At 53.2% G+C, this 23625-nt stretch carries 20 protein-coding genes; 4 read left to right on the top strand and 16 right to left on the bottom strand.

Translation table 11 applies throughout. The annotated features are described in order from the left end of the window. Positions 1–2: 2 nt before the first annotated feature. The 13 genes from nuoM to lrhA all read right to left on the bottom strand — a co-directional run bounded on the left by nuoM (position 3) and on the right by lrhA (position 15156). Complete coding sequence (nuoM, locus tag IB226_RS01835) at positions 3–1523, bottom strand: NADH-quinone oxidoreductase subunit M (RefSeq protein ID WP_101763660.1); 1521 nt, start codon at positions 1521–1523, stop codon at positions 3–5. Between the two features lie 84 nt (positions 1524–1607). Then, positions 1608–3443 carry an NADH-quinone oxidoreductase subunit L gene (gene nuoL, locus IB226_RS01830; RefSeq protein ID WP_192233277.1) on the bottom strand — a complete coding sequence of 612 codons (1836 nt, stop codon included), beginning with the start codon at positions 3441–3443 and terminating at the stop codon, positions 1608–1610. Next, positions 3440–3742, bottom strand: coding sequence for an NADH-quinone oxidoreductase subunit NuoK (nuoK, locus tag IB226_RS01825; protein WP_007889334.1), 303 nt, complete (start codon positions 3740–3742; stop codon positions 3440–3442). Before nuoK ends, nuoL begins: the two co-directional genes overlap by 4 nt. After that, a complete protein-coding gene (nuoJ, locus tag IB226_RS01820; RefSeq protein WP_008105138.1) occupies positions 3739–4290 on the bottom strand; it encodes an NADH-quinone oxidoreductase subunit J in 552 nt (183 codons plus the stop codon). Before nuoJ ends, nuoK begins: the two co-directional genes overlap by 4 nt. Before the next feature lie 10 nt (positions 4291–4300). Next, complete coding sequence (gene nuoI, locus IB226_RS01815) at positions 4301–4843, bottom strand: NADH-quinone oxidoreductase subunit NuoI (protein ID WP_007889332.1); 543 nt, start codon at positions 4841–4843, stop codon at positions 4301–4303. An 11-nt stretch (positions 4844–4854) separates the two neighbouring features. Continuing rightward, complete coding sequence (gene nuoH, locus IB226_RS01810; RefSeq protein WP_008105140.1) at positions 4855–5832, bottom strand: NADH-quinone oxidoreductase subunit NuoH; 978 nt, start codon at positions 5830–5832, stop codon at positions 4855–4857. Further along, positions 5829–8552, bottom strand: coding sequence for an NADH-quinone oxidoreductase subunit NuoG (gene nuoG / locus IB226_RS01805; RefSeq protein WP_192233275.1), 2724 nt, complete (start codon positions 8550–8552; stop codon positions 5829–5831). Before nuoG ends, nuoH begins: the two co-directional genes overlap by 4 nt. A 103-nt stretch (positions 8553–8655) precedes the next feature. Beyond that, the gene (nuoF, locus tag IB226_RS01800; RefSeq protein WP_176519213.1) at positions 8656–9996 is read right to left on the bottom strand and encodes an NADH-quinone oxidoreductase subunit NuoF; all 1341 of its coding nucleotides are present in this window, start codon (positions 9994–9996) and stop codon (positions 8656–8658) included. A 2-nt stretch (positions 9997–9998) separates the two neighbouring features. Further along, complete coding sequence (nuoE, locus tag IB226_RS01795; RefSeq protein WP_101763655.1) at positions 9999–10514, bottom strand: NADH-quinone oxidoreductase subunit NuoE; 516 nt, start codon at positions 10512–10514, stop codon at positions 9999–10001. 2 nt (positions 10515–10516) lie between these two features. Further along, the gene (gene nuoC / locus IB226_RS01790; RefSeq protein WP_101763654.1) at positions 10517–12316 is read right to left on the bottom strand and encodes an NADH-quinone oxidoreductase subunit C/D; all 1800 of its coding nucleotides are present in this window, start codon (positions 12314–12316) and stop codon (positions 10517–10519) included. A 116-nt stretch (positions 12317–12432) separates the two neighbouring features. Next, positions 12433–13113: an NADH-quinone oxidoreductase subunit B family protein gene (locus tag IB226_RS01785; protein ID WP_008105151.1), complete on the bottom strand. Its 681-nt coding sequence runs from the start codon at positions 13111–13113 to the stop codon at positions 12433–12435. A gap of 15 nt (positions 13114–13128) precedes the next feature. Beyond that, entirely contained in the window at positions 13129–13572 is a 444-nt protein-coding gene (locus IB226_RS01780) for an NADH-quinone oxidoreductase subunit A (RefSeq protein WP_007889316.1), read from the bottom strand. Between the two features lie 660 nt (positions 13573–14232). Next, a complete protein-coding gene (gene lrhA / locus IB226_RS01775; protein WP_021509211.1) occupies positions 14233–15156 on the bottom strand; it encodes a transcriptional regulator LrhA in 924 nt (307 codons plus the stop codon). A 966-nt stretch (positions 15157–16122) separates the two neighbouring features. Between lrhA and IB226_RS01770 the strand changes: the two genes are divergently transcribed. Together IB226_RS01770 and yfbR are read left to right on the top strand one after the other, a co-directional pair. Then, positions 16123–17340, top strand: coding sequence for a pyridoxal phosphate-dependent aminotransferase (locus IB226_RS01770; protein WP_192233273.1), 1218 nt, complete (start codon positions 16123–16125; stop codon positions 17338–17340). Between the two features lie 70 nt (positions 17341–17410). Further along, entirely contained in the window at positions 17411–18010 is a 600-nt protein-coding gene (gene yfbR / locus IB226_RS01765) for a 5'-deoxynucleotidase (protein ID WP_110866568.1), read from the top strand. Positions 18011–18037: 27 nt separating this feature from the next. Here yfbR and IB226_RS01760 read toward each other — a convergent pair whose 3' ends face one another. From IB226_RS01760 to yfbV, 3 genes are all read right to left on the bottom strand, one after another. Beyond that, positions 18038–18697: a sugar phosphatase gene (locus IB226_RS01760; RefSeq protein WP_192233271.1), complete on the bottom strand. Its 660-nt coding sequence runs from the start codon at positions 18695–18697 to the stop codon at positions 18038–18040. Positions 18698–18711: 14 nt separating this feature from the next. Continuing rightward, on the bottom strand, positions 18712–19206 hold the full coding sequence (locus IB226_RS01755) for a YfbU family protein (RefSeq protein ID WP_101763651.1): 495 nt from the start codon (positions 19204–19206) through the stop codon (positions 18712–18714). Between the two features lie 150 nt (positions 19207–19356). After that, the gene (yfbV, locus tag IB226_RS01750; protein ID WP_101763650.1) at positions 19357–19809 is read right to left on the bottom strand and encodes a terminus macrodomain insulation protein YfbV; all 453 of its coding nucleotides are present in this window, start codon (positions 19807–19809) and stop codon (positions 19357–19359) included. Between the two features lie 339 nt (positions 19810–20148). Here yfbV and ackA point away from each other — a divergent pair, with 339 nt between their 5' ends. Next, positions 20149–21351, top strand: coding sequence for an acetate kinase (gene ackA, locus IB226_RS01745; protein ID WP_101763649.1), 1203 nt, complete (start codon positions 20149–20151; stop codon positions 21349–21351). Between the two features lie 73 nt (positions 21352–21424). Next, positions 21425–23569 carry a phosphate acetyltransferase gene (gene pta / locus IB226_RS01740; RefSeq protein WP_176971183.1) on the top strand — a complete coding sequence of 715 codons (2145 nt, stop codon included), beginning with the start codon at positions 21425–21427 and terminating at the stop codon, positions 23567–23569. Positions 23570–23625 lie beyond the last annotated feature (56 nt).

Raw genomic sequence — 23625 nt, 5'->3', positions numbered from 1 at the left:
AATTACGGCCTTGTAGTTGAAATTGAAGCGGTAAACCACTGCTGAATATTGCTCATCGCAGCATGGGATGTGTCGAGGATCGGCTGAGGATAAATCCCCAGCAGCACCAGCAACACCACCAATACGCCGATAGTCATGAACTCACGCGGTGACATGCCTGGCAGCGGATCTTTCGACTTTGCTTCGCCGAAGTAAGCGCGCTGCATCATGATCAGGGAGTAAACCGAAGCAAACACCAGACCAAAGGTTGCAATGACGATAATCACCGGCACCACCTGGAAGCTGCCGGTCAGAATCATAAATTCACCAACAAAGTTACCGGTGCCCGGCATACCGAGGTTTGCAACCGCGAAGAACAGTGACAGACCCGGAATCCATTTGATACGTGACCACAAGCCGCCCATCTGACGAAGGTCGCGGGTATGCAGACGCTCATACAGCTGACCACACAAGATGAACAGTGCCGCAGCAGAGAGACCGTGCGCAATCATCTGAATCACCGCGCCCTGGAAGGCCAGTTGGCTGCCAGTGTAGATGGCGATGAGCACGAAGCCCATGTGCGAAATAGAGGTGTAAGCGATCAGTCGCTTGATATCAGTTTGTGAGAATGCCATCCACGCACCGTAGAAGATGCCGATGATACCCAGCCACATGGCAATCGGTGCGAACTCTGCTGACGCATTCGGGAACAGCGGCAGGCTAAAGCGCAGCAAACCGTAAGCCGCAGTTTTCAGCAAGATACCTGCGAGGTCAACTGAACCGGCAGTTGGTGCCTGGCTATGCGCATCGGGTAACCAACCGTGTAATGGCACCACCGGCATTTTCACCGCAAAGGCAATAAAGAAGCCAAGCATCAGCAGATATTCAACGGTGTGCGACATCGGAGTTTTCAGCAGCTCTTCGTAGCTGAAAGTCCACACGCCGGTGGCGTTGTAATGGACAAAGACCAGCGCCAGAATCGCCACCAACATGATCAGACCCGATGCCTGGGTGTAGATGAAGAACTTGGTCGCCGCGCTGATACGCGTTTTACCGTCGGATGCTTTATGGCCCCACAGTGCGATGAGGAAATACATCGGCACCAGCATCATTTCCCAGAAGAAGAAGAACAGGAACATATCGATGGAGAGGAACACGCCAATCACACCACCGAGAATCCACATCAGGTTGAGGTGGAAAAAGCCCTGATATTTCTCAATTTCGTTCCAGGAACACAGCACCGCCATCAAACCGAGCAGTCCGGTCAGCACCACCATCAGCAGCGACAGACCATCAATTGCCAGATGGAAGTTAATGCCAAAGCGCGGAATCCACGGTACGGAGAAAGTCGATTGCCATTGCGGAATGCCCGCAGCCTGCGTCAGTGAATAGCCTCCCTGCAACCACAGCTGCAGACCAAGCGCTAGCGTCAGGCCCATGGTGATCATGGCAATCCAGCGCGGAACTTTCGCGCCAAGACGCTCCGCAAGCCAGCAGAGCAAGCCACCGACAAAAGGTATGATAATTAGCCAAGGTAATAACACGGCAAACTTCCCTTTTTATTGCCTTACTTCAGGCAATTTTTGACATTCTAATTGGGCGAGCGAACCCGCCCCGCTCATCAATCTTTAAATCACCAGCAGCAGCGCCAGCACTACAACGGCACCCACACTCATCGAGGCCACGTACCAGCGCAGATAACCGTTTTCGCTCACCACCAAACCTTTGTTACCAACACGCGACAGCAGCGCAGGCAGGTTCATCAGTGAGTTAAGCGGATCGCGCTTCAGCAACCAGGCAATGCCGAGATAAGGTTTTACAAACACCTTGTCATACAGCCAATCGAAGCCCCAGGCCGCGAACCACCAGGTGCCGAAGAAACGACCCGGCGCGCTGTTAGCAATACTGGTCACCAGTTGACGTTTACCCAGCCACAGAACTGCTGCGATCAGGATACCGACAATGGCCACCACGCCTGAGGTGATTTCCAGCATCACTTTGCCGCCTTCACCAAACTCGTTCTGCGGCAGAACACCCGCCAGAGGAGGCGTGATCAGCGCACCAATAAAGGTGGAGAGCACCATCAGAACAATCAGCGGCAGGTGATGCGTAATGCCTTTACCGGCGTGAGCATGAATTTTCTCTTCACCGTGGAACACGATAAAGATCATGCGGAAGGTGTAGATCGAAGTGAGGAATGCACCCACCAGACCCGCCACCATCAGATTGATGTGACCATTCGCCATCGCACCAAACAGGATTTCATCTTTACTGTAGAAACCTGCGGTGATCAGCGGCAGCGCAGCCAACGCGGCACCGCCCACCAGGAAGCAGACATACACCAGCGGGATGCTCTTACGCAGGCCACCCATTTTGAAAATATTCTGCTCGTGATGGCAGGCCAGAATGACCGAGCCTGAAGAGAGGAACAGCAAGGCTTTGAAGAATGCATGCGTCATCAGGTGGAAAATCGCCGCGTCCCATGCCTGTACGCCAAGCGCGAGGAACATGTAGCCGATCTGACTCATGGTGGAGTAAGCCAGCACGCGTTTGATGTCGGTTTGCACCAGCGCAGCAAAACCTGCCAGCACCAGGGTAATCGCACCAATGATACCCACCAGATGCAGCACTTCCGGCGTCAACAGGAACAGGCCGTGAGTACGTGCAATCAGATAAACACCGGCGGTTACCATGGTCGCGGCGTGAATCAGAGCCGAAACCGGGGTTGGACCGGCCATCGCATCCGCCAGCCAGGTTTGTAATGGCAGCTGTGCAGATTTACCGACCGCGCCCCCCAACAGCATCAGGGTTGCCCACTGCAGCATGTGGTTGTCTGCAGCGAAGTGCGCGGGTGCCAGTTCCACCAGTTCGCGGAAGTTCAGCGTGCCCAGCTCGTTGTAGAGGATGAACAAGGCGAAAGCGAGGAACACATCACCGACACGGGTGATGATAAAGGCTTTCATCGCCGCTTTGCCGTTCTCTGGATTGCTGTAATAGAAGCCAATCAGCAGATAGGAGCACAGGCCCACGCCTTCCCAACCGAGATACATCAGCATCAGGTTATCGGCCAGCACCAACACCACCATGCTCGCGATGAACAGGTTGGTGTAAGCGAAGAAGCGCGAATAACCCTCTTCACCACGCATGTACCATGAAGCGAACATGTGGATGAAGAAACCAACGCCGGTGACGACGGACAGCATGGTCAGAGAAAGACCATCCAGCACCAGATTCACTTTAATGTCAAAGTTGCCGACGTGAATCCAGGTCCACAGCGCCTGAGTGAACGGCTGCTGACCCTGATTGAAGAAGTCGAAACCGGCATAAATAGTGGTTAATGCGGCAAGACCAACAGAACCCATACCGATTGCTGCCGACAGGTTCTCCGACCAGCGACCGCGTGAAAACGCCAATAGCAGGAAGCCAATCAGCGGAAATAATACGGTTAAATAGAGAAGATTCATCCGCGCATCTCGCTCACTGTGTCAATGTTCAGCGTCTGACGACGACGATAGAGCTGGAGCAACAGCGCCAGACCAATACTCGCTTCCGCCGCCGCAAGGCTGATCGCCAGGATGTACATTACCTGACCATCAGCTTGTCCCCAATAGCTGCCTGCTACCACCAGCGCTAACGCGGAGGCATTGATCATGATTTCCAGACCAATCAGCATAAACAGGATGTTACGACGCAGCACCACGGAGGTCAGGCCGAGAACAAACAGCACAGCGGCCAGCATCAGGCCGTGTTGTAACGGGATCATGCGTGATCCTCCTTATTTGCTTGCGCATCAGCTTGACGATTGCTCAACACTTCGCCGTGACGCTCTTCACGTCCAATATGGAAGGCCACGACCAGACCCGCGAGCAGCAGCATCGATGCCAATTCAACCGCCAGAACATAGGGACCAAATAAGCTGATACCGACTGCTTTCGCGTCGATAACGGTGCCATCAATGCCCTGATCGGTTGCCGTGCTAATCGCGTAAATCATCACTGCCAGCAGCAGTAAAGAGACGATGCCCGGACCAATCCACAGCGAAGGTTTGAGCCACTCGCGCTCTTGATCCTGCTGCGTTTTGCCGAGGTTCAGCATCATCACCACAAAGACGAACAGCACCATGATGGCACCCGCGTAGACGATGATTTCCAGTGCACCGGCAAAGTAGGCGCCCATTGAGAAGAACACGCCGGCAATCGACAGCAGCGAAACAATCAGGTACAGCAGCGCATGTACCGGATTGGTGTGGGTGATGACGCGCAGCGTCGTCAGCACCGCCACCAGTCCGCAAAGATAAAACGCAAATTCCATACCTGGCTCCTTAAGGTAACAACCCTTTGACGTCGATCGGCTTGGCTTCGTTTTCCGCTTCGCCCTTCTCTTTTCCGTCGATCGCCATACCAGCCATACGATAGAAGTTGTACTCCGGATATTTACCCGGACCGGAAATCAGCAAGTCTTCTTTCTCATACACCAGATCCTGACGCTTAAACTCACCCAGTTCGAAATCGGGTGTCAGCTGAATCGCGGTGGTTGGGCAAGCCTCTTCACACAGGCCGCAGAAGATGCAGCGTGAGAAGTTGATGCGGAAGAACTCCGGATACCAACGTCCATCCTGCGTCTCGGCTTTCTGCAGTGAGATACAGCCGACAGGACAAGCTACCGCACATAAGTTACAGGCAACGCAACGCTCTGCGCCGTCCGGATCGCGCGTCAGCACGATACGGCCACGGTAACGCGGCGGCAAATAAACCGGCTCTTCCGGATACATTTGGGTTTCGCGCTTGGCGAAGGCATGCATGCCTATCATCCAGATACTGCGCACTGTCGTGCCGAAGCCAACGACAATATCTTTTAAAGTCATCTCAATGTCCCTTACTGCGCGGTGTACAGAATCACTGCGGCGGTCGCCAGCAGGTTCAACAGCGTCAACGGCAGACACACTTTCCAGCCGAACGACAGCACCTGGTCATAGCGTGGACGCGGCAGCGCAGCACGAATCAGGATAAACATCACCATAAAGAACGCTGTTTTCAGAGCGAACCAGATGAATGGCGGCAGGAACGGGCCGTGCCAGCCACCGAAGAACAGCGTCACGATCAGCGCTGAAACGGTGGTGATCGCCACGTATTCACCGACGAAGAACAGGCCGAACTTCATACCGGCGTATTCGATGTGGTAACCGTCCGCCAGTTCCTGCTCCGCTTCTGGTTGGTCAAACGGATGACGGTGACATACCGCTACGCCCGCGATGCAGAAGGTAAGGAAGCCGAAGAACTGAGGAATGATGTTCCACAGATGCGCCTGGCTTTCGACAATGGCATTCATATTGAACGAGCCGGCTTGCGCCACCACGCCCATCAGTGACAGACCAAGGAACACTTCGTAGCTCAGCGTCTGCGCCGATGCACGCATCGCACCCAACAGTGAGTATTTGTTGTTACTCGACCAGCCAGCGAACAGCACCGCATACACCGCCAGGCCCGCCATCATCAGGAAGAACAGCAGACCGATGTTCAGATCGGTGACCATCCAGGTCGGCGAAACCGGCACAATGGCAAAGGCTAGCAGCAGCGATACGAAGGCGATAACCGGTGCCAGCGTAAAGATGAAGCGGTCGGTAAACGGCGGAACCCAGTCCTCTTTAAAGAACATTTTGATCATGTCAGCAGCCAGCTGCAGCGAACCGCCCCAGCCAACACGGTTTGGTCCATAACGGTTCTGCCACAGGCCGAGCAGACGACGCTCGGCGAAACTCATGAAGGCACCACAACCGACAACCACCAACAAGATGACCAGCGCTTTGCCGATGTTGATCAGGATTTCAATAACGTCCGGTGTCAGCCAACTCATTGCGCGGCCTCCTGCAGTTTGTCAATTTGCGCACCTGAGAGGAACGGCGGCACGCCCGGCATACCGAGCGGTAAACCAACCTGCCCTGCTTGCAGCGACGCAGAGAAACGTACCGGCAAGCGTAGTGTTTCGCCTGCACACACCAGCTCCACGGAAGAACCGCTATTAACGCCCAGTTTCTCAGCATCAGCCGGGTTAATCACCAGCGTGGCCGGGGACATGCGTTTCTGGAAGGTGGTTGAACGCTGGGTCATCTCCTCGCTACCAAACAGCTGGTAGTAAGGTGCGACGCGCCACTGGCTGCCTTCAACAAAGCTTTCCGGAATGGCGGTAAACCACGGCAATGAACGATCGCTGGCTTCAAACAGACGCACGCCCGGATCGCCATGACGCAGTTTGCCGCCCACTTCAGCCTGGAACTTATTCCATGCCTGCGGTGAGTTCCAGCCCGGCGCCCAGGCAAATGGAATCTGCGAACGCGGCGCGCTGGGCTGGTTGTTACCTTCCATCGAGAAGGCAAACATGGTGTCTTTATCTTGCGGCTGACGCGGTTCATGCACGCTGATGTTGGCGCGCATCGCAGTACGGCCACTGTTGCGGTGCGGTGAACGTGCCAGTTTTTGACCGCGGATACGGAAGCTGGCGTCTGGCGCAGCATCCTTAATGCCTTTCAGCTGTGGCAGCGCCGCAACGGTGGCATCAATCACGTGATCCAGTTGAGTCCAGTCGATGTGACGGCTCTCAACCGCGCTGTGCAGAGAACGCAACCAGCGCCAGCTCTCCAGCATCACTACGCTGTCATCGTAATAAGCGGGATCGTAAACCTGGAAGAAGCGCTGCGCGCGGCCTTCGTGGTTGATTGAGGTGCCATCGCTCTCCGCAAAGCTGGCGGTTGAAAGTACCAAACCGGCTTTTTCCAGCGTGGCGGTACGTTGATGATCGACCACAATCACGTTAGCGGTGGTATCGAGCGCCGCATCCACGTTGGCTTTCGGCGCATGACGATAGAGATCGTTTTCCAGCACCACCAGCGCATCGGCTTCGCCTTTACTCAGCTGTTCCAGTGCGCTATCCAGCGATTGACCGCCCATCAGGCCGAGGCCAAAGCTGTTCGCCGCACCCGCGAGGAAGGTAATACCGACATCGGCACCGCGCGCTTTCAGGGCTTTTGCCACGTTAGCAGCAGCTTCAATCATCGCGATGCTCCCGGAATGGGTACCGGAGATAATCAGCGGTTTTTTTGCACCTGCCAGCGCCTGAACCACCACGTCAACTTTGCCGTTGAGTTTGCTGTCGAAGCCGCTGACTGCCGGCGCGCTTTCATCCAGCGCATTGGCAATGGCGAAGCCGAGACGCGCCTGATCTTCCACCGGTGCGCGATAGCTCCACGCAGCGATATCATCCAGGCGGGTTTCGTCAACATTGGTTACGAACAGCGGATGTTTGGCATGCTGACCGATGTTAAGGATTGCCGCGATCTGCCAGTCAGCCACTTTCTGTGCCGCAGCCATCTCACGCGCTTTACCTTTTACTGCCTGACGTACAGACAACGCCACGCGTGCGCCAACCTGAGTCAAATCTTCACCCAGCACCAGCACCGCATCGTAGCTCTCAATTTCGCGCAGTGATGGCGTGTAGATGCCGCCGTCCTGCAGGACTTTCAGCATCAGCTCAACGCGAGCCTGCTCACCGGCTGGCATACCGGTTGAGAAGTTTTCTGCGCCAACCAGCTCACGTAACGCGAAGTTGCTTTCAATGCTGGCGCGCGGAGAACCGATACCAATGACTTTTTTCGCCCGACGCAACACATCCGCCGCCGCATTTACCGCTTGTTCAGCATTCAGGCTGACCCAATCGTTGCCGCGTTGCTGTATCGGATGACGTGGGCGATCTTTGCGGTTGACGTAGCCGTAACCGAAACGACCGCGATCGCACAGGAAATAGTGGTTTACGGTGCCGTTATAGCGGTTTTCGATACGACGCAATTCGCCATAGCGTTCGCCCGGGCTGGTGTTACAACCCACGCTGCACTGCTGACAGATGCTTGGTGCGAACTGCATATCCCATTTACGGTTATAGCGTTCGGAGTGCGTTTTATCGGTGAAAACACCGGTCGGACAGATTTCCACCAGGTTACCGGAGAATTCGCTTTCCAGCGTGCCATCTTCCGGACGACCAAAGTAGACGTTGTCGTGAGCGCCATAAACGCCAAGATCTTTGCCGTCGGCATAATCTTTGTAGTAACGCACGCAGCGATAGCAGGCGATACAGCGGTTCATTTCATGCGAAATGAACGGGCCGAGATCCTGATTCTGGTGGGTACGTTTAGTGAAACGATAACGACGGAAACTGTGTCCGGTCATTACCGTCATATCCTGCAGATGGCAGTTACCGCCCTCTTCGCACACCGGGCAGTCGTGCGGATGGTTGGTCATCAGCCATTCCACCACGCTTTCACGAAACTCTTTCGCTTCGCCATCGTCGATGGAGATAAAGGTGCCGTCCGACGCTGGTGTCATGCAGGACATGACAAGGCGACCGCGGGTATCTTCGGCATTCTGGAATTGCTTCACCGCGCACTGGCGGCAGGCCCCTACGCTTCCCAGCGCCGGATGCCAGCAAAAATAAGGAATATCAAGGCCCAGAGAGAGACACGCCTGTAGCAGGTTGTCCGCTCCGTTCACATCATATTCTTTACCGTCTACATGGATTGTAGCCATAGTGAACATGCTTCCGTAAGGCTCGCCCTAAGACGAGCGTTAAACATCTAATTCTTTCCCCACGCCATGTCGGCATGAGGTGAATTCCGTGTACGGCGGCTGATTACCAGCGCGCTTTCAGCAGGTTGGGCTGAATACCGCCGATGGCTCGGGTATTGCCAAACACCTGCGGCGCAATGCCAGCTTCAAACTCTTCACGGAAATATTTAATCGCGCTCTGCAATGGCTCGACGGCGCCCGGTGCGTGGGCACAGAAGGTTTTACCTGGGCCAAGCTGGCGGCAGAGTTGCTGCAGGGTTTCAATATCACCCGGCTGACCTTTCTTCTGCTCCAGCGCTCGCAGGATCTTCACGCTCCATGGCAATCCATCACGGCACGGCGTACACCAGCCACAGGATTCGCGCGCAAAGAATTCTTCCAGGTTACGCACCAGTGAAACCATGTTGATTTCGTGATCGACCGCCATCGCCAGCGCAGTACCTAAACGGCTGCCAGCTTTACCAATACTGGCAAATTCCATCGGCAGATCGAGGTGCTGATCGGTAAGGAAGTCAGTTCCTGCACCGCCTGGCTGCCAGGCTTTGAATTTCAGGCCATCACGCATGCCACCGGCGTAATCCTCAAGGATTTCACGTGCGGTGGTGCCGAACGGCAATTCCCAGACGCCAGGATTTTTCACGCGGCCGGAAAAGCCCATCATTTTGGTGCCGGTGTCTTCGCTGGTAGAGATGTTTTTGTACCAGTCAACGCCGTTAAGGAAGATGGCAGGCACGTTCGACAGCGTTTCCACGTTGTTCACGCAGGTCGGCTTGCCCCACACGCCGGCACTGGCCGGGAATGGCGGCTTAGAACGCGGGTTCGCACGACGTCCTTCCAGCGAGTTGATCAGTGCTGTTTCTTCACCGCAGATATAACGACCTGCGCCGGTGTGGACGATCAGCTCGAAATCAAAACCGGTACCAAGAATATTTTTGCCGAGATAGCCCGCTTCGGTGGCTTCAGCAATCGCGCGACGCAGATTAACGGCCGCTTCGATGTACTCACCACGTAAGAAGATGTAGCCACGATAGGCTTTCAGCGCGAACGCACTGATCAGCATGCCTTCCACCAGCTGGTGCGGCAGTTGCTCCATCAGCAAGCGGTCTTTGTAAGTGCCCGGCTCCATTTCATCGGCATTACACAGCAGGTAACGGATGTTCATGGATTCGTCTTTCGGCATCAGGCTCCACTTCAGGCCGGTGTTAAAACCTGCACCACCGCGGCCTTTCAGACCCGAGTCTTTTACCGCCGCGACGATTTCGTCCTGGCTGAAATCTTTCAGCGCTTTTTCTGCGCCGACATAACCGTTTTTACTGCGATATTCATCGATCCAGATCGGCTGCTTGTCGTCACGGAGACGCCAGGTCAGTGGATGCGTTTCAGCAGTACGAATGATCTGTTTAATGGTCATTGATACTGCTCCAGCAAGTTGGCGATGCCTTCAGGCGTCAGATGAACGTGGGTATCTTCATCCACCATCATGGTTGGCCCTTTATCGCAGTTACCCAGGCAGCAAGTTGGCAGCAACGTAAAGCGTCCATCCGCCGTAGTCTGGCCCGGCTTGATGTTCAGATTTTGCTCCAGCGCATCCTGAATCCCCTGATAACCCGTGATGTGGCACACCACGCTGTCACAGTAGCGAATAACGTGACGGCCAACCGGCGTACGGTAGATTTGGCTATAGAAAGTCGCTACGCCTTCAACATCACTGGCTGGAATCCCCAGAACATCTGCGATGGCGTTAATCGCGCCGTCCGGCACCCAGCCACGCTGTTTCTGCACGATCTTCAACGCTTCGATCGAAGCGGCGCGTGCATCTTCGTAATGGTGTTTCTCGTGCTCGATAGCGTGGTGCTCGGCCTCGCTCAGCACGAAGACCTCAGTAGGGTCGATGGTGTGAATAGCAATTTTTTGATCGTGCATAATTAGCGGTCCACGTCTGACATAACAAAATCGATACTACCGAGGTAAACGATCAAGTCGGATACCAGGCTGCCGCGGATCACCGATGGGATCTGCTGCAGATGCGGGAAGCTCGGCGTACGCACGCGGGTGCGATAGCTCATGGTGCTGCCATCGCTGGTCAGGTAGTAACTGTTGATCCCTTTGGTCGCCTCAATCATCTGGAAGGATTCGTTGGCCGGCATGATTGGGCCCCACGAAACCTGCAGGAAGTGAGTGATCAGGGTTTCAATGTGCTGCAGCGTTCGCTCTTTCGGCGGCGGCGTTGTCAGCGGATGGTCCGCTTTGAACGGGCCTTCAGGCATGTTGTTCAGGCACTGTTCCAGAATGCGCAGTGACTGCCACATCTCTTCCATTTTCAGCTGCACGCGGGTGTACGCATCACTGATGCCAGCGCCAACCGGAATTTCGAAATCGAAGTTTTCGTAACCTGAATATGGACGCCATTTGCGCACGTCAAAATCTAAACCAGTGGCGCGCAGACCTGCGCCGGTGGTGCCCCACGCCAGTGCTTCATCCATGTTGTACGCCGCAACGCCTTGCGAACGGCCCATCAACACGGTATTGCGCAGTGCGGCTTTGTCGTACTCTTTCAGACGCTTCGGCATCCAGTCGAGGAAGTCGCGCAGCAGACGTTCCCAGCCTTTCGGCAGGTCATGCGCGACGCCGCCGATGCGGAACCACGCCGGGTGCATACGGAAACCGGTAATCGCTTCCACCACATCATAGATTTTCTGACGATCGGTAAAGGCGAAGAACACCGGCGTCATCGCGCCGACGTCCTGAATAAAGGTGGAGATATAGAGCAGATGGCTGTTGATGCGGAACAGTTCAGACAGCATCACGCGGATCACATTGACGCGATCCGGCACGGTAATGCCCGCCAGTTTTTCCACCGCCAGCACGTAAGGCATTTCGTTCACGCAGCCGCCGAGGTACTCGATACGGTCGGTGTACGGAATGTAGCTGTGCCAGGATTGGCGCTCGCCCATCTTCTCCGCGCCACGATGGTGGTAGCCGACATCGGGAACGCAATCGACGATTTCTTCACCATCTAACTGCAGAATGATGCGGAAAGCACCGTGCGCAGAGGGGTGGTTCGGACCGAGGTTGAGGAACATGAAGTCCTCATTGGTGGTGCTGCGCTTCATGCCCCAATCTTCAGGCTTAAAGGTCAGTGCCTCCATCTCCAGATCTTCTTTCTGCCTGGTCAGCTCGAAGGGATCGAACTCGGTAGCGCGCGCCGGATAATCTTTACGCAGCGGATGGCCTTCCCACGTCTGCGGCATCATGATGCGCGTCAGGTGCGGGTGACCATTGAAAGTGATGCCAAACATCTCCCAGGTTTCGCGCTCATACCAGTTGGCGTTAGCGAAAATTTTGGTGATGGTTGGCACATTCAGATCGTTTTCAGATAAAGCGACCTTGAGCATGATGTCGCGGTTGCGTTCAATTGAAAGCAGGTGATAGAAAACGGAAAAATCCGCGGCGGGCAAACCGGCGCGGTTAGTGCGTAAACGCTCATCAAAACCGTGTAAGTCATACAGCATGACATAGGGCTTTGGCAGCTTGCGCAGGAATTCAACGATTTCTAATAGCTGTTCACGCTTTACCCAGACTACCGGAATCCCGGTGCGGGTAGCCTGAACGGTAAAGGCATCCGGCCCAAAACGGTTACGCAGCTCGCCGACCACTGGGTCATCCAGGTGATCGCGGGTTTGCCATGAAGGCTGAGCGAGATCTTGCGTGGTTAAATCAGTCATACGTTACTCACCATTCCGGCCTGTAATCAGGCGCTCAAAAGAAGGCGTCAGGATGGCGGCGCACATTAAATTGTGATGTTTTGCTGTGGCCGTGGCTCCATCCGTGTACGGGAAGCTTAAACTTCGTCTGGCGATCTCAGGTTGGTGACGGCAATACGCTCGCCACGCTTTCTTTCACGCTCTGGCTGCATATTGGCGCGATAAACACCCTGATCACCGACCACCCAAGACAGTGGACGACGCTCTTTGCCAATCGACTCGCGCAGCAGCAGCAATGCCTGCATATACGCTTCTGGACGTGGCGGGCAGCCAGGAATGTACACGTCAACCGGCAGGAATTTATCCACGCCCTGCACCACCGAGTAGATGTCATACATGCCACCCGAGTTAGCGCATGCGCCCATGGAAATCACCCATTTCGGCTCTAGCATTTGGTCATATAAACGCTGAATAACCGGCGCCATTTTGGTAAATGGCGTACCGGCGATCACCATGAAGTCAGCCTGACGTGGCGAGGCGCGCATAACTTCGGCACCAAAACGTGCCACGTCATGCACTGCGGTGAAGGATGTGGTCATTTCCACGTAGCAACAGGAAAGGCCGAAGTTATACGGCCAGAGTGAGTTTTTACGACCCCAGTTCACCATGTCATGCAGGGCGTGCTCGAGCTTGCCCATGTAGACGCTGCGGTGAACGTGTTGCTCCAGCGGATCGGTAACCGTTTCCTGTTTCTGCAGAGGATAACGATCGTTATCGCCGCCCCCGTTCGGGTCTACGCGTGTCAGCGTGTAGTCCATCTTATTGCCTCGCTTTTACTGCTTATGAGGGTTGGTGTGGCTGTGACTGACCGGGACAGATTTGACCACTACGCGACGACGCGCAGGAGCCCAATCCAGCGCACCGATGCGCACCAGATAAACCAGGCCTGCCAAGAGCACCAAAATGAAAATTGCGGCTTCGACAAAGCCGACCCAACCGCTTTCGCGAATGGAAGTCGACCATGCGTATAAATAGAGGGCTTCGACGTCGAATATGACGAAAAACATCGCAACCAGATAGAATTTTGCAGAGAGGCGAATATGAGTGTCACCGACCGACTCAATACCCGATTCGAACGGGGTGTCCTTGTGTCGCGCACGCGCACGACCACCTAACAACCAGCCACCGGTCAACATAAAGGCACACAGGCCGAATGCGATAACGATAAAAACAATAAATGCCCAGTGATGAGCGATCACTTCTGTAGTTGTCGACATACTCTTTGCTTACTCATCAAAAGTGGTGATGGCATCCTGCGCTGTTGCAGCAAACACACCACATCGATTCAAGGGAAGGATAAAAAACCTTATAAATTTTGCTGTCATTAGCAATAAAGCAGCAATTTTATAGGGGTTTTTACTCCTTTCTATAACCTTTTGTCAACTTTGACAAAAGTATCCAAACATTATTTTACAGCTGCATCATATTATTAACATTCAACCCTCTGAGCGCCAGCTAAATCGCTTCAGTTTGTGAGGTTAATTTTAGTGTAGCGGGTATTCACATGCGTGGATCGTGCATTTAACAATCATATTTTGACAGGTCTCGCCCGAGATTCCCCCCCCTTATCAGGGGTATTTTTTTGATCTAAAGCACATAACTGGGTTTTATGCTGCAAAAAACAGCGGAGTGGACGGGCAATTGCCCTGGGAAAGTTGGCACGAATTGATAAAATCATTCCATGTGGAGCAAAAATGGAACACATTTCATTTTTAAGATGTTGAGTGAAATCTTTTTCTGGAAATCGCTCTAAAAAGGACGTGTTAAAAGGCATAAAAAAAGCCTTAGCGGATAATTATCCAGCTAAGGCTTTTTTTTATCAGTTTTAACAATTAACCGGTATTCCAATTGAGAGGAATTACCAGTAACTGCAACCCTTATTCTTCATCATCCAGTAACAAGGTACCGTCTGGATTAGCACTCAGATTATAAGGATCGTTGGTGGACTGCATGGCATTGAAGATCGCCAGCGCCAGTTCGTTATCGCTGTCTGGATTACGGCACAGCAGATACTGGGTGTCAGGCAATACTGGCAAACCTTCTGCCGCGCCCATCACGCGCAGTTCTGGACTCATCATCTCAACAGGACGCGCTGTCACACCCAAACCGGCTTTAACCGCTGCACGGACGGCAGCCAGCGTTGAAGCAACATACGAGATGCGCCACGGAATGCCAGCCTCGTTGAGGTGATCAATGGCCATATCACGATACGGGCTTGGCTCATCCAACAGAACCAAAGGAATGGCCTCTCCACGCTGGAAGATATAATCTGCCGCGCAGTACCACAACGTTGGTGAAGTACGCAGTACCTGATAAGTAAAGTTTCCTGGGCTGGACGTGGTCACAACCAGATCGACTTCACCTTGATTAAGCATTTCCATCATGAACGGGTTGCGCTTAACACGCACATCAATGGCCAGCTTCGGATAGACCGACGTTACGCGGTTAAGCAGGAACGGCAGAATGGTATCTGAGGTATCATCTGAAGCGCCAATGGTCAGAACGCCCTGGATGTTGCTGTACATTAAAGAGGTGCAAGCTTCGTCATTAAAACGAAGGATTTTCCTGGCGTAACCCAGCAGTTGAATGCCATGCTCCGTCAGCAATTTATTACGTCCATGTCTGGCAAACAGCTCTTTACCTACCAATTGTTCCAGACGTTGCATCTGCTGGCTCACTGCGGACTGCGTTCTGCACACGGCGGCAGCGGCGGCTGCGAAAGTGTTCAGATCGGCAACGGCAACAAATGTACGCAGCAGATCGAGGTCGAGATTCAGTATCGGACGATTTGCATTAGTCATGTTTTTTCTTCACTTATAAGATTTTTTAAAACTACTACCCTGGTGTATTACCCGACTTATCAAAGAGATAAGAGGCAATGGTGCTTAATGACAGCCCTGTGTGGAGCTGCCATGAAAAAATTTGTCAGGCGGATGCCGACGATCGCACCACTCTGAGATCAGAGCAGCGTCGTCATTATAGACAGCAGAACTTCTGGGCCGAAAACGTAAGTCGTACAGGTGCTGGAAGCTGCGTAGTTGTCTATGTCTCCCGCACAAAGTCCCTGCGGGTTAAAAGAAATAACATCATGTTATGTAGATGCGAAGCGATAAAGTGCATCAAATAATAAATTATACTTAATCATTTTTACGCTATAAATGGAAATGTTTTTGTTCAAAACATCGCAATTTTTGACCAAAAGTCTTTTCGCACACATCCTGCCATAATGCTGCTCTTTTTTTAACCCCTCCAGGTTCTGAATCTCAAACACTTACGTTAAAGATACAGCGCAAATGCTATTTTATGCGTGTTTTACACTGAGTTGCAGCTGATGATGGTGCTTAATCCTGCCAATAGAAAGTGTATGAGAATGAACTCTATTTTGTGACGCCAAACAGTGCTTAATCATTACCAGACAATTTTCCGCCATCCAACAAGATTCATTTAACTATTTCGTTTGGTCGCTAATGTTTTTTTAAGCCAGTTTTGACTGAAAAATTTCTGAATAGTCTTTGATGTCGATGGAAGAAGGCATTTACACGTCAGGCACACCTTACCAGCGTTTAATATTAACATTTTTCACATTTGTGGACTAATGAACCAGATTAATCGATTTCCAATGACTTTTACGCCAAGTGAAGGGGGAAAAAATGGCAAACACGCCAAAACCAAGCGCTGCCCTTCTTTTGTTAAGGTGAGAAGAGTAAATTGGGCGAGTTTGATTTTTGGTGGCAGGTTAAAGGACTCTGCCCATAAAGGCGGTAACAATGAATTTTCAAATTGATAAATCCGGCAAGCTGGAAAATGTCTGTTATGACATCCGTGGCCCGGTACTGAAAGAAGCTAAACGTCTCGAAGAAGAAGGCAACAAAGTTCTCAAGCTGAACATCGGCAACCCTGCCCCGTTTGGTTTCGAAGCGCCTGATGAAATTCTGGTCGATGTCATTCGCAATCTGCCGAGCTCGCAGGGTTATTGCGATTCAAAAGGGCTGTATTCGGCGCGTAAAGCGATCATGCAGCATTACCAGGCGCGTGACATGCGCGATGTCACTGTCGAAGACATCTATATTGGTAACGGCGTATCCGAACTGATTGTGCAAGCGATGCAGGCATTGCTCAACAGCGGTGATGAAATGCTGGTGCCTGCGCCGGATTATCCGCTGTGGACCGCTGCCGTTTCCCTGTCGAGCGGTAAAGCGGTGCATTATTTGTGTGATGAATCAGCAGGTTGGTTCCCTGACCTGGATGATATTCGCAGCAAGATCACCCCGCGCACGCGTGGCATTGTCATCATTAACCCGAATAACCCGACCGGCGCGGTTTACAGCAAAGAGTTGTTGCTTGAGATTGTTGAAATTGCGCGCCAGCACAATCTGATTATTTTCGCCGATGAAATCTACGACAAGATTCTCTACGACGAAGCACAACATCATTCGATTGCTGCGCTGGCACCCGATCTGCTGACGGTGACCTTCAACGGCTTGTCCAAAACCTATCGCGTGGCGGGTTTCCGTCAGGGCTGGATGGTTTTGAATGGTCCGAAGAAACACGCCAAAGGATACATTGAAGGGCTGGAGATGCTGGCGTCGATGCGCCTGTGTGCCAACGTTCCTGCACAACACGCGATTCAGACCGCATTGGGTGGTTATCAAAGCATTAGTGAATTTATCGCGCCCGGCGGACGTCTGTATGAACAGCGCCAGCGTGCGTGGGAATTGATTAATGATATTCCTGGCGTCAGCTGTGTGAAGCCGCAAGGTGCGCTCTATATGTTCCCGCGTATTGACGCCAAGAAATTCAACATCCTCGACGATCAGAAGATGGTGCTGGATTTCCTGTTGCAGGAAAAAGTGCTGCTGGTACAGGGCACCGCGTTCAACTGGCCGTGGCCGGATCACGTACGCATCGTTACGCTGCCGCGCGTGGACGATTTGGAAATGGCCGTCAGCAAGTTTGGTCGTTTCTTACAAGGGTATCGCCAGTAAATTGTGACGCGTATACTGTTCGCATTTCGGGGAAAAGATATCTTCCCCGCCGTGCGAACAGGAACCTTCCATGACTCGTAGCCATTTTTTCGCCCACCTCTCCCGTCTCAAACTGATTAACCGCTGGCCATTAATGCGCAATGTGCGCACTGAAAACGTTTCCGAGCATAGTCTGCAGGTGGCGATGGTTGCTCACGCGCTCGCCATCATCAAAAACAAAAAGTTTAACGGCAACCTCAACGCCGAGCGCATTGCCATGCTAGCGCTGTATCACGATGCCAGCGAAGTACTGACCGGGGATTTACCGACGCCGGTGAAGTACTACAACGCGCAAATTGCGCACGAATATAAAAAGATCGAGAAAATTGCCCAACAGAAACTCATCGATATGCTGCCGCCCGAACTGCAGGACGCTTATCGGCCGCTGATAGATGAACACATGCATAGCGAAAGTGAACAATCCGTGGTTAAGCAAGCGGATGCACTTTGCGCCTATGTGAAGTGTCTGGAAGAGTTGTCGGCGGGTAATAACGAGTTTTTGCTGGCCAAAGCGCGTCTTGAGAAAACCCTGACGCAGCGGCGCTCGCCGGAAATGGATTATTTTGTTGAGGTGTTTATTCCCAGCTTTAGCCTGTCGCTGGATGAAATCTCACAGGATACGCCGCTGTAAAAAAACGGGCCGCAGCGGCCCGTTTTTTTATGCGGTGATAGAAAGGGTAAATTCACCGCTATCTTCTTTAGTGACATTTAACGGTTCAAGCGAAGCGACGCGGAAGGTGACTTCATCAATGCGCGGCGCATCGGCTGGCGCATTTATAGCGATCACCGCACTGCCCGCATCCAATCCTGAAATGATGCCCGCTGGCGCATCCTCAACCACCACGCATTGCGTCGCTGAAAGCCCCAAACGCTCGGCGCCCAGCAAATAAGGCTCGGGATTCGGCTTACCGTGCTTGATGTTCTCCGCGGTGATGAACACCTCTGGCATGGGTAGATTGGCGGCTTTATGGCGCGCATAGGCAACAGGGATCGACCCCGATGTGACAATCGCCCATGGGATCTGCAACTCGTTCAACGTTGACAGTAACGCTAATGCGCCCGGAATCGCCTGTACGCCATGCGTGTCTTCCGCTTCGAGGCGTTCAAGCCAGAGAAATTCCGCCTGAATCGCCTCTTCAGATTGTCCCGCCATGAAATGGCGCAGCGAGTTGATCGCAGGCTTCCCATGGATATAGCTCAGGACCTCTTCCGCAGACAAACCATGGCGCTCACCCCACAATGACCATGCGCGAATCACAGCAGGCAGTGAATCCACCAGCGTACCGTCTAAATCAAACAGAAAACCCCTGTACTTCACGCGTCGCTCCTTATTCAGGCATTGATAATCTGCGCGATCTCATTCGCGCTGAGATGATATTGACGCGGACAAGTGTGCCACACCGTAAGCATGCGTTGGTATTTTTCCCACATCGGCGTTTGGGCATTGAAGCCGTGTGTGCCGGAATCAAAATGGGTATAGCGCCCTTCTACGTTCACCATAAAACGCACGTAGCCGAGATAACGCGCTTCGGTGGCCGCATCAAAGCCGAGAAACGCCAGGCGACGCTCATCAATCGCGCTGCCATCTTTGAGGTTCGACCACGAAACATGCAGCGCATGATGCATTTCCATAATATCGATCAGTGAGCGACAGGTCGCTTCGGTTAGCTCGCCGAATTCCTTATCGAGTTCGCGTAACTGTAAGCCATAGCCGCGTTCAATAATGGTTTGATAACGACGATAGCGCTCGGCGTTATCGGGCTCCAGCATGGCCATCATTTTGTATTGATTGGAGAGGATCAATCGTTGTGCGTGGGTCATTTCCATGGTTTGCTCCCGGGCCAGGCGGCCGCTTAAGATTTAAACAATGAAGAAATGATTACACAAGGAGAGTGATGCGTGTATGCCCGCACCACTTTTCTTTGATTTGAACCGGGATTTGGCTCAAATTCTCTGGCAGGTAAAAGCGTCCGCGGATCAAAGATCGTCGAGGAAAGTGCGATCAAGCTGTTTAAACGCGCGCTTCAACACATCGGCGAGCGACTGATATGTCGGCTTACCGTCAACGGGTGCAATCGCCTGCCCCGCTTCTTGCAGTTTGGTACGCACTTCATGGAACCACTGCAGCAGCGTCGGCGGCAACGGCGTTACCGAACGTTTACCTAACCACCATAATCCTTGCATCGGCAGGCTGCAGGCAAACAGCGCGGTGGCAATTGCTGGACCAAGTTGTCCCCCCATCGCGATTTGCCACGTCAGGGTGAAAATCGCCAGCGGCGGCATAAAGCGAATGGCAAAACGCGTTGCATTCACCACGCGATTTTCAGGAAATACCGGCGCCAGGCGCTTGTCTGCAGGCCAGGTCTTCATGTATCGCTGTCCGCGCTGGAACAAGCCGAACCAGCCGGGTTTGTCTGTCTCATTCGCCATGATAGACCTCAACTAAATCTGCAATATTTAAAATAAACCGATAACTACACAACTTTACGTGACATCCTTCAAAAGTTTTTGTCTTTGCGGGTGACAGTGAGTATTCTGACGCCGTTTGAGTAACATTACCGGAAGCTTTAGCTCAATAAAAGAGCGGCCAGAGCCATGTTTCGCTAAGTGCTTATCAAAAATAAGCGTAAAATCACCAAAATTTTTTGCATGTCACTGAATTTTTGACTAGCACATGATGTTTATCATTAACCTACCAGCTTTCATGGGCTACGCTGTTAGTCTGATTGCGTTTTTTTTAGCCACTATTTAACAAAAATAGGTACTTCCATGTCGACGAAGTTAGTTCTGGTTCTGAACTGCGGCAGTTCTTCACTTAAGTTTGCCATCCTTAACCCTGTTACCGGCGACGAATACCTCTCCGGTTTGGCTGAATGTTTCCATTTACCGGAAGCACGTATTAAGTGGAAACTGGACGGCAGCAAACAAGAAGCTCAGCTTGGCGCGGGTGCGGCACACAGCGAAGCACTGAATTTCATGGTCAAAACTATTCTGGCACAAAAACCAGAGCTTTCGGCACAAATCGCTGCAATCGGCCATCGTATTGTTCACGGCGGCGAGCAGCTGACCAAATCAGTCATCATCGACGAATCTGTTATTCAGGGCATCAAAGACGCCTCTTCTTTTGCGCCGCTGCACAATCCTGCGCATCTGATCGGTATAGATGAAGCGCTGAAAAACTTCCCACATCTTTCTGATAAAAATGTCGCGGTTTTTGACACCGCATTCCATCAGACAATGCCGGAAGAGTCCTATCTCTATGCTCTGCCGTACAAATTGTATAAAGAGCACGGCGTTCGTCGCTACGGCGCACACGGCACCAGCCACTACTATGTGACGCAGGAAGCCGCGAAAATGCTGAACAAACCCGTTAGCGAACTGAACGTCATCACCTGCCACTTGGGTAATGGCGGTTCCGTTTCTGCTATTCGCAATGGTCAGTGTGTTGATACTTCCATGGGCCTGACGCCATTGGAAGGTTTGGTGATGGGCACGCGCAGTGGCGACATCGATCCTGCGATTATCTTCTTCCTGCATGATGCCCTGGGCATGAGCGTTGATGCCATCAATAAGTTGCTGACCAAAGAGTCTGGCCTGTTAGGTCTGACCGAAGTCACCAGCGACTGCCGCTATGTGGAAGACAACTACAGCACCAAAGAAGATGCTAAGCGTGCGATGGATGTGTTCTGCCACCGCCTGGCGAAATACATCGGCAGCTACACTGCGCTGATGGAAGGCCGTCTGGACGCCGTGGTCTTCACCGGTGGTATCGGTGAAAACGCGGCGATGGTGCGCGAGCTGGCGCTGCAGAAACTGGGTCTGCTCGGCTTCGAAGTCGATCACGAGCGCAACCTGGCAGCACGCTTCGGCAAATCGGGTTTCATCAACAAAGAAGGCACGCGCCCAGCCGTGGTGATCCCAACCAACGAAGAGTTGGTGATTGCTCAAGACGCCGCGCGTCTCACCGCTTAAAAACACTTCTCTCCGTCAGCTTAGGCTGACGGAGTTGTTTTAGACAGTCTGCAACACCTGAGAGGTTTCTATCGTGTCACGTACAATTATGCTCATTCCTACCGGCACCAGCGTCGGTCTGACCAGCGTCAGCCTCGGCGTGATCCGTGCCATGGAGCGCAAAGGCGTGCGCCTGAGCGTATTCAAGCCAATTGCCCAGCCACGTGCGGGTGGCGATGCGCCAGACCAAACCACCAGCATTATCCGTAAAAGCTCCGCGATTCCTGCCGCAGAACCGCTGCAGATGTCACGCGTTGAGTCGCTGCTTGGATCTAACCAGCAAGACGTGTTGATGGAAGAGATCATTGCCAACTATCACGCAAACGCTAAAGACGCGGAAGTAGTGCTGGTTGAAGGTCTGGTCCCCACGCGTAAACATCAGTTCGCATCTGCTCTGAACTATGAGATCGCTAAAACCCTGAACGCCGAAATCGTCTTCGTCATGGCGCTGGGCAACGATTCTCCGGCGCAGCTCAAAGAGCGCATCGAACTGACGCAAAGCAGCTTTGGCGGCAGCAAAAACAAAAACATCACTGGCGTGATCATCAACAAACTGAATGCGCCGGTGGATGAGCAAGGTCGTACGCGCCCGGATCTGTCAGAAATTTTTGATGACTCCTCTAAAGCCAGCATCGCCAACATCGATCCAAAGCAGCTGTTTGCCAACAGTCCGCTGCCGGTGCTGGGTTGTGTACCGTGGAGCTTTGATCTGATCGCCACTCGCGCCATAGATATGTGCCGTCACCTGAACGCCGATATCATCAACGAAGGTGAAATCCAGACGCGCCGTGTGAAATCTGTCACCTTCTGTGCGCGTAGCATTCCACACATGCTGGAGCACTTCCGTCCGGGTTCACTGCTGGTAACCTCCGCCGATCGTCCTGATGTACTGGTTGCCGCCTGTTTGGCCGCGATGAACGGCGTAGAAATAGGTGCAGTGCTGTTGACCGGTGGCTATCAGATTGAAGCGCCCATCGCACGCCTGTGCGAACGCGCGTTTCAGACCGGCCTGCCGGTGTTTATGGTGAAAACCAACACCTGGCAGACGTCGCTTAGCCTGCAAAGCTTCAACCTTGAAGTCCCGACTGACGATACGCAGCGCATCGAGAAAGTGCAGGAGTACGTAGCTAGCTTCATTAATGAAGATTGGGTGGAATCGCTGACCGCCACGTCCGAGCGCAGCCGTCGCCTGTCTCCACCGGCATTCCGCTACCAACTCACCGAGCTGGCGCGCAAAGCAGGCAAACGCATCGTGCTGCCAGAAGGCGACGAGCCGCGTACCGTCAAAGCGGCAGCAATTTGCGCCGAACGCGGCATCGCTACCTGTGTGCTGCTCGGCAATCCGGAAGAGATTCAGCGTGTTGCGGCGGCGCAGGGTGTTGAACTCGGCACAGGCATCGTGATCGTGGATCCAGAAGTGGTACGTGAAAACTACGTGCCACGTTTGGTTGAGCTGCGTAAGAGCAAAGGCATGACCGAAGTGGTGGCGCAGGAGCAGCTGGAAGACAACGTGGTGCTCGGCACCATGATGCTGGAGAGCGGCGAAGTTGACGGTCTGGTCTCCGGCGCGGTTCACACCACTGCGAATACCATTCGTCCACCGCTGCAGTTGATCAAAACCGCGCCAAACAGCTCGCTGGTGTCGTCGGTGTTCTTCATGCTGCTGCCGGAGCAGGTTCTGGTGTATGGCGACTGCGCCATCAACCCGGATCCCAATCCAGAACAGCTGGCAGAGATCGCGATTCAGTCTGCCGACTCAGCTAAAGCCTTCGGTATCGATCCACGCGTCGCGATGATCTCCTACTCAACCGGTAACTCCGGTGCCGGTAGCGACGTAGAGAAAGTACGTGAAGCCACGCGCATCGCGCAGGAAAAACGCCCGGATCTGGTGATCGATGGTCCGCTGCAGTACGACGCCGCGATTATGGAAGACGTCGCCAAATCCAAAGCGCCAAACTCTGCGGTTGCCGGCCGCGCTACCGTGTTCATCTTCCCGGATCTGAACACCGGTAACACCACTTACAAAGCGGTACAGCGTTCTGCCGATCTGATCTCCATCGGACCGATGCTGCAAGGCATGCGTAAGCCGGTGAACGACCTGTCGCGCGGCGCACTGGTGGATGATATCGTCTACACCATCGCATTGACGGCGATTCAATCGCAGCAGGCCGAAGGCTAATCCCCTTTCCCGCCCACCAAAAAAGCATGCACTTCGGTGCGTGCTTTTTTTTGCCC

Source organism: Pantoea sp. PNT03 (assembly GCF_014852515.1).
GTDB classification, from domain to species: domain Bacteria; phylum Pseudomonadota; class Gammaproteobacteria; order Enterobacterales; family Enterobacteriaceae; genus Pantoea; species Pantoea leporis.
Note: the sequence above shows the minus strand (reverse complement) of the source record. Positions and strands in the feature narration are given on the sequence as shown.

Bases quoted from the DNA above. Each gene is read 5' to 3' on its own strand.
- nuoL (WP_192233277.1), bottom strand. From the start codon at position 3,443: ATGAATCTTCTCTATTTAACCGTATTATTTCCGCTGATTGGCTTCCTG.
- nuoK (WP_007889334.1), bottom strand. From the start codon at position 3,742: ATGATCCCGTTACAACACGGCCTGATGCTGGCCGCTGTGCTGTTTGTT.
- nuoJ (WP_008105138.1), bottom strand. From the start codon at position 4,290: ATGGAATTTGCGTTTTATCTTTGCGGACTGGTGGCGGTGCTGACGACG.
- nuoI (WP_007889332.1), bottom strand. From the start codon at position 4,843: ATGACTTTAAAAGATATTGTCGTTGGCTTCGGCACGACAGTGCGCAGT.
- nuoH (WP_008105140.1), bottom strand. From the start codon at position 5,832: ATGAGTTGGCTGACACCGGACGTTATTGAAATCCTGATCAACATCGGC.
- nuoG (WP_192233275.1), bottom strand. From the start codon at position 8,552: ATGGCTACAATCCATGTAGACGGTAAAGAATATGATGTGAACGGAGCG.
- nuoE (WP_101763655.1), bottom strand. From the start codon at position 10,514: ATGCACGATCAAAAAATTGCTATTCACACCATCGACCCTACTGAGGTC.
- nuoC (WP_101763654.1), bottom strand. From the start codon at position 12,316: ATGACTGATTTAACCACGCAAGATCTCGCTCAGCCTTCATGGCAAACC.
- IB226_RS01785 (WP_008105151.1), bottom strand. From the start codon at position 13,113: ATGGACTACACGCTGACACGCGTAGACCCGAACGGGGGCGGCGATAAC.
- IB226_RS01780 (WP_007889316.1), bottom strand. From the start codon at position 13,572: ATGTCGACAACTACAGAAGTGATCGCTCATCACTGGGCATTTATTGTT.
- lrhA (WP_021509211.1), bottom strand. From the start codon at position 15,156: ATGACTAATGCAAATCGTCCGATACTGAATCTCGACCTCGATCTGCTG.
- IB226_RS01770 (WP_192233273.1), top strand. From the start codon at position 16,123: ATGAATTTTCAAATTGATAAATCCGGCAAGCTGGAAAATGTCTGTTAT.
- yfbR (WP_110866568.1), top strand. From the start codon at position 17,411: ATGACTCGTAGCCATTTTTTCGCCCACCTCTCCCGTCTCAAACTGATT.
- IB226_RS01755 (WP_101763651.1), bottom strand. From the start codon at position 19,206: ATGGAAATGACCCACGCACAACGATTGATCCTCTCCAATCAATACAAA.
- yfbV (WP_101763650.1), bottom strand. From the start codon at position 19,809: ATGGCGAATGAGACAGACAAACCCGGCTGGTTCGGCTTGTTCCAGCGC.
- ackA (WP_101763649.1), top strand. From the start codon at position 20,149: ATGTCGACGAAGTTAGTTCTGGTTCTGAACTGCGGCAGTTCTTCACTT.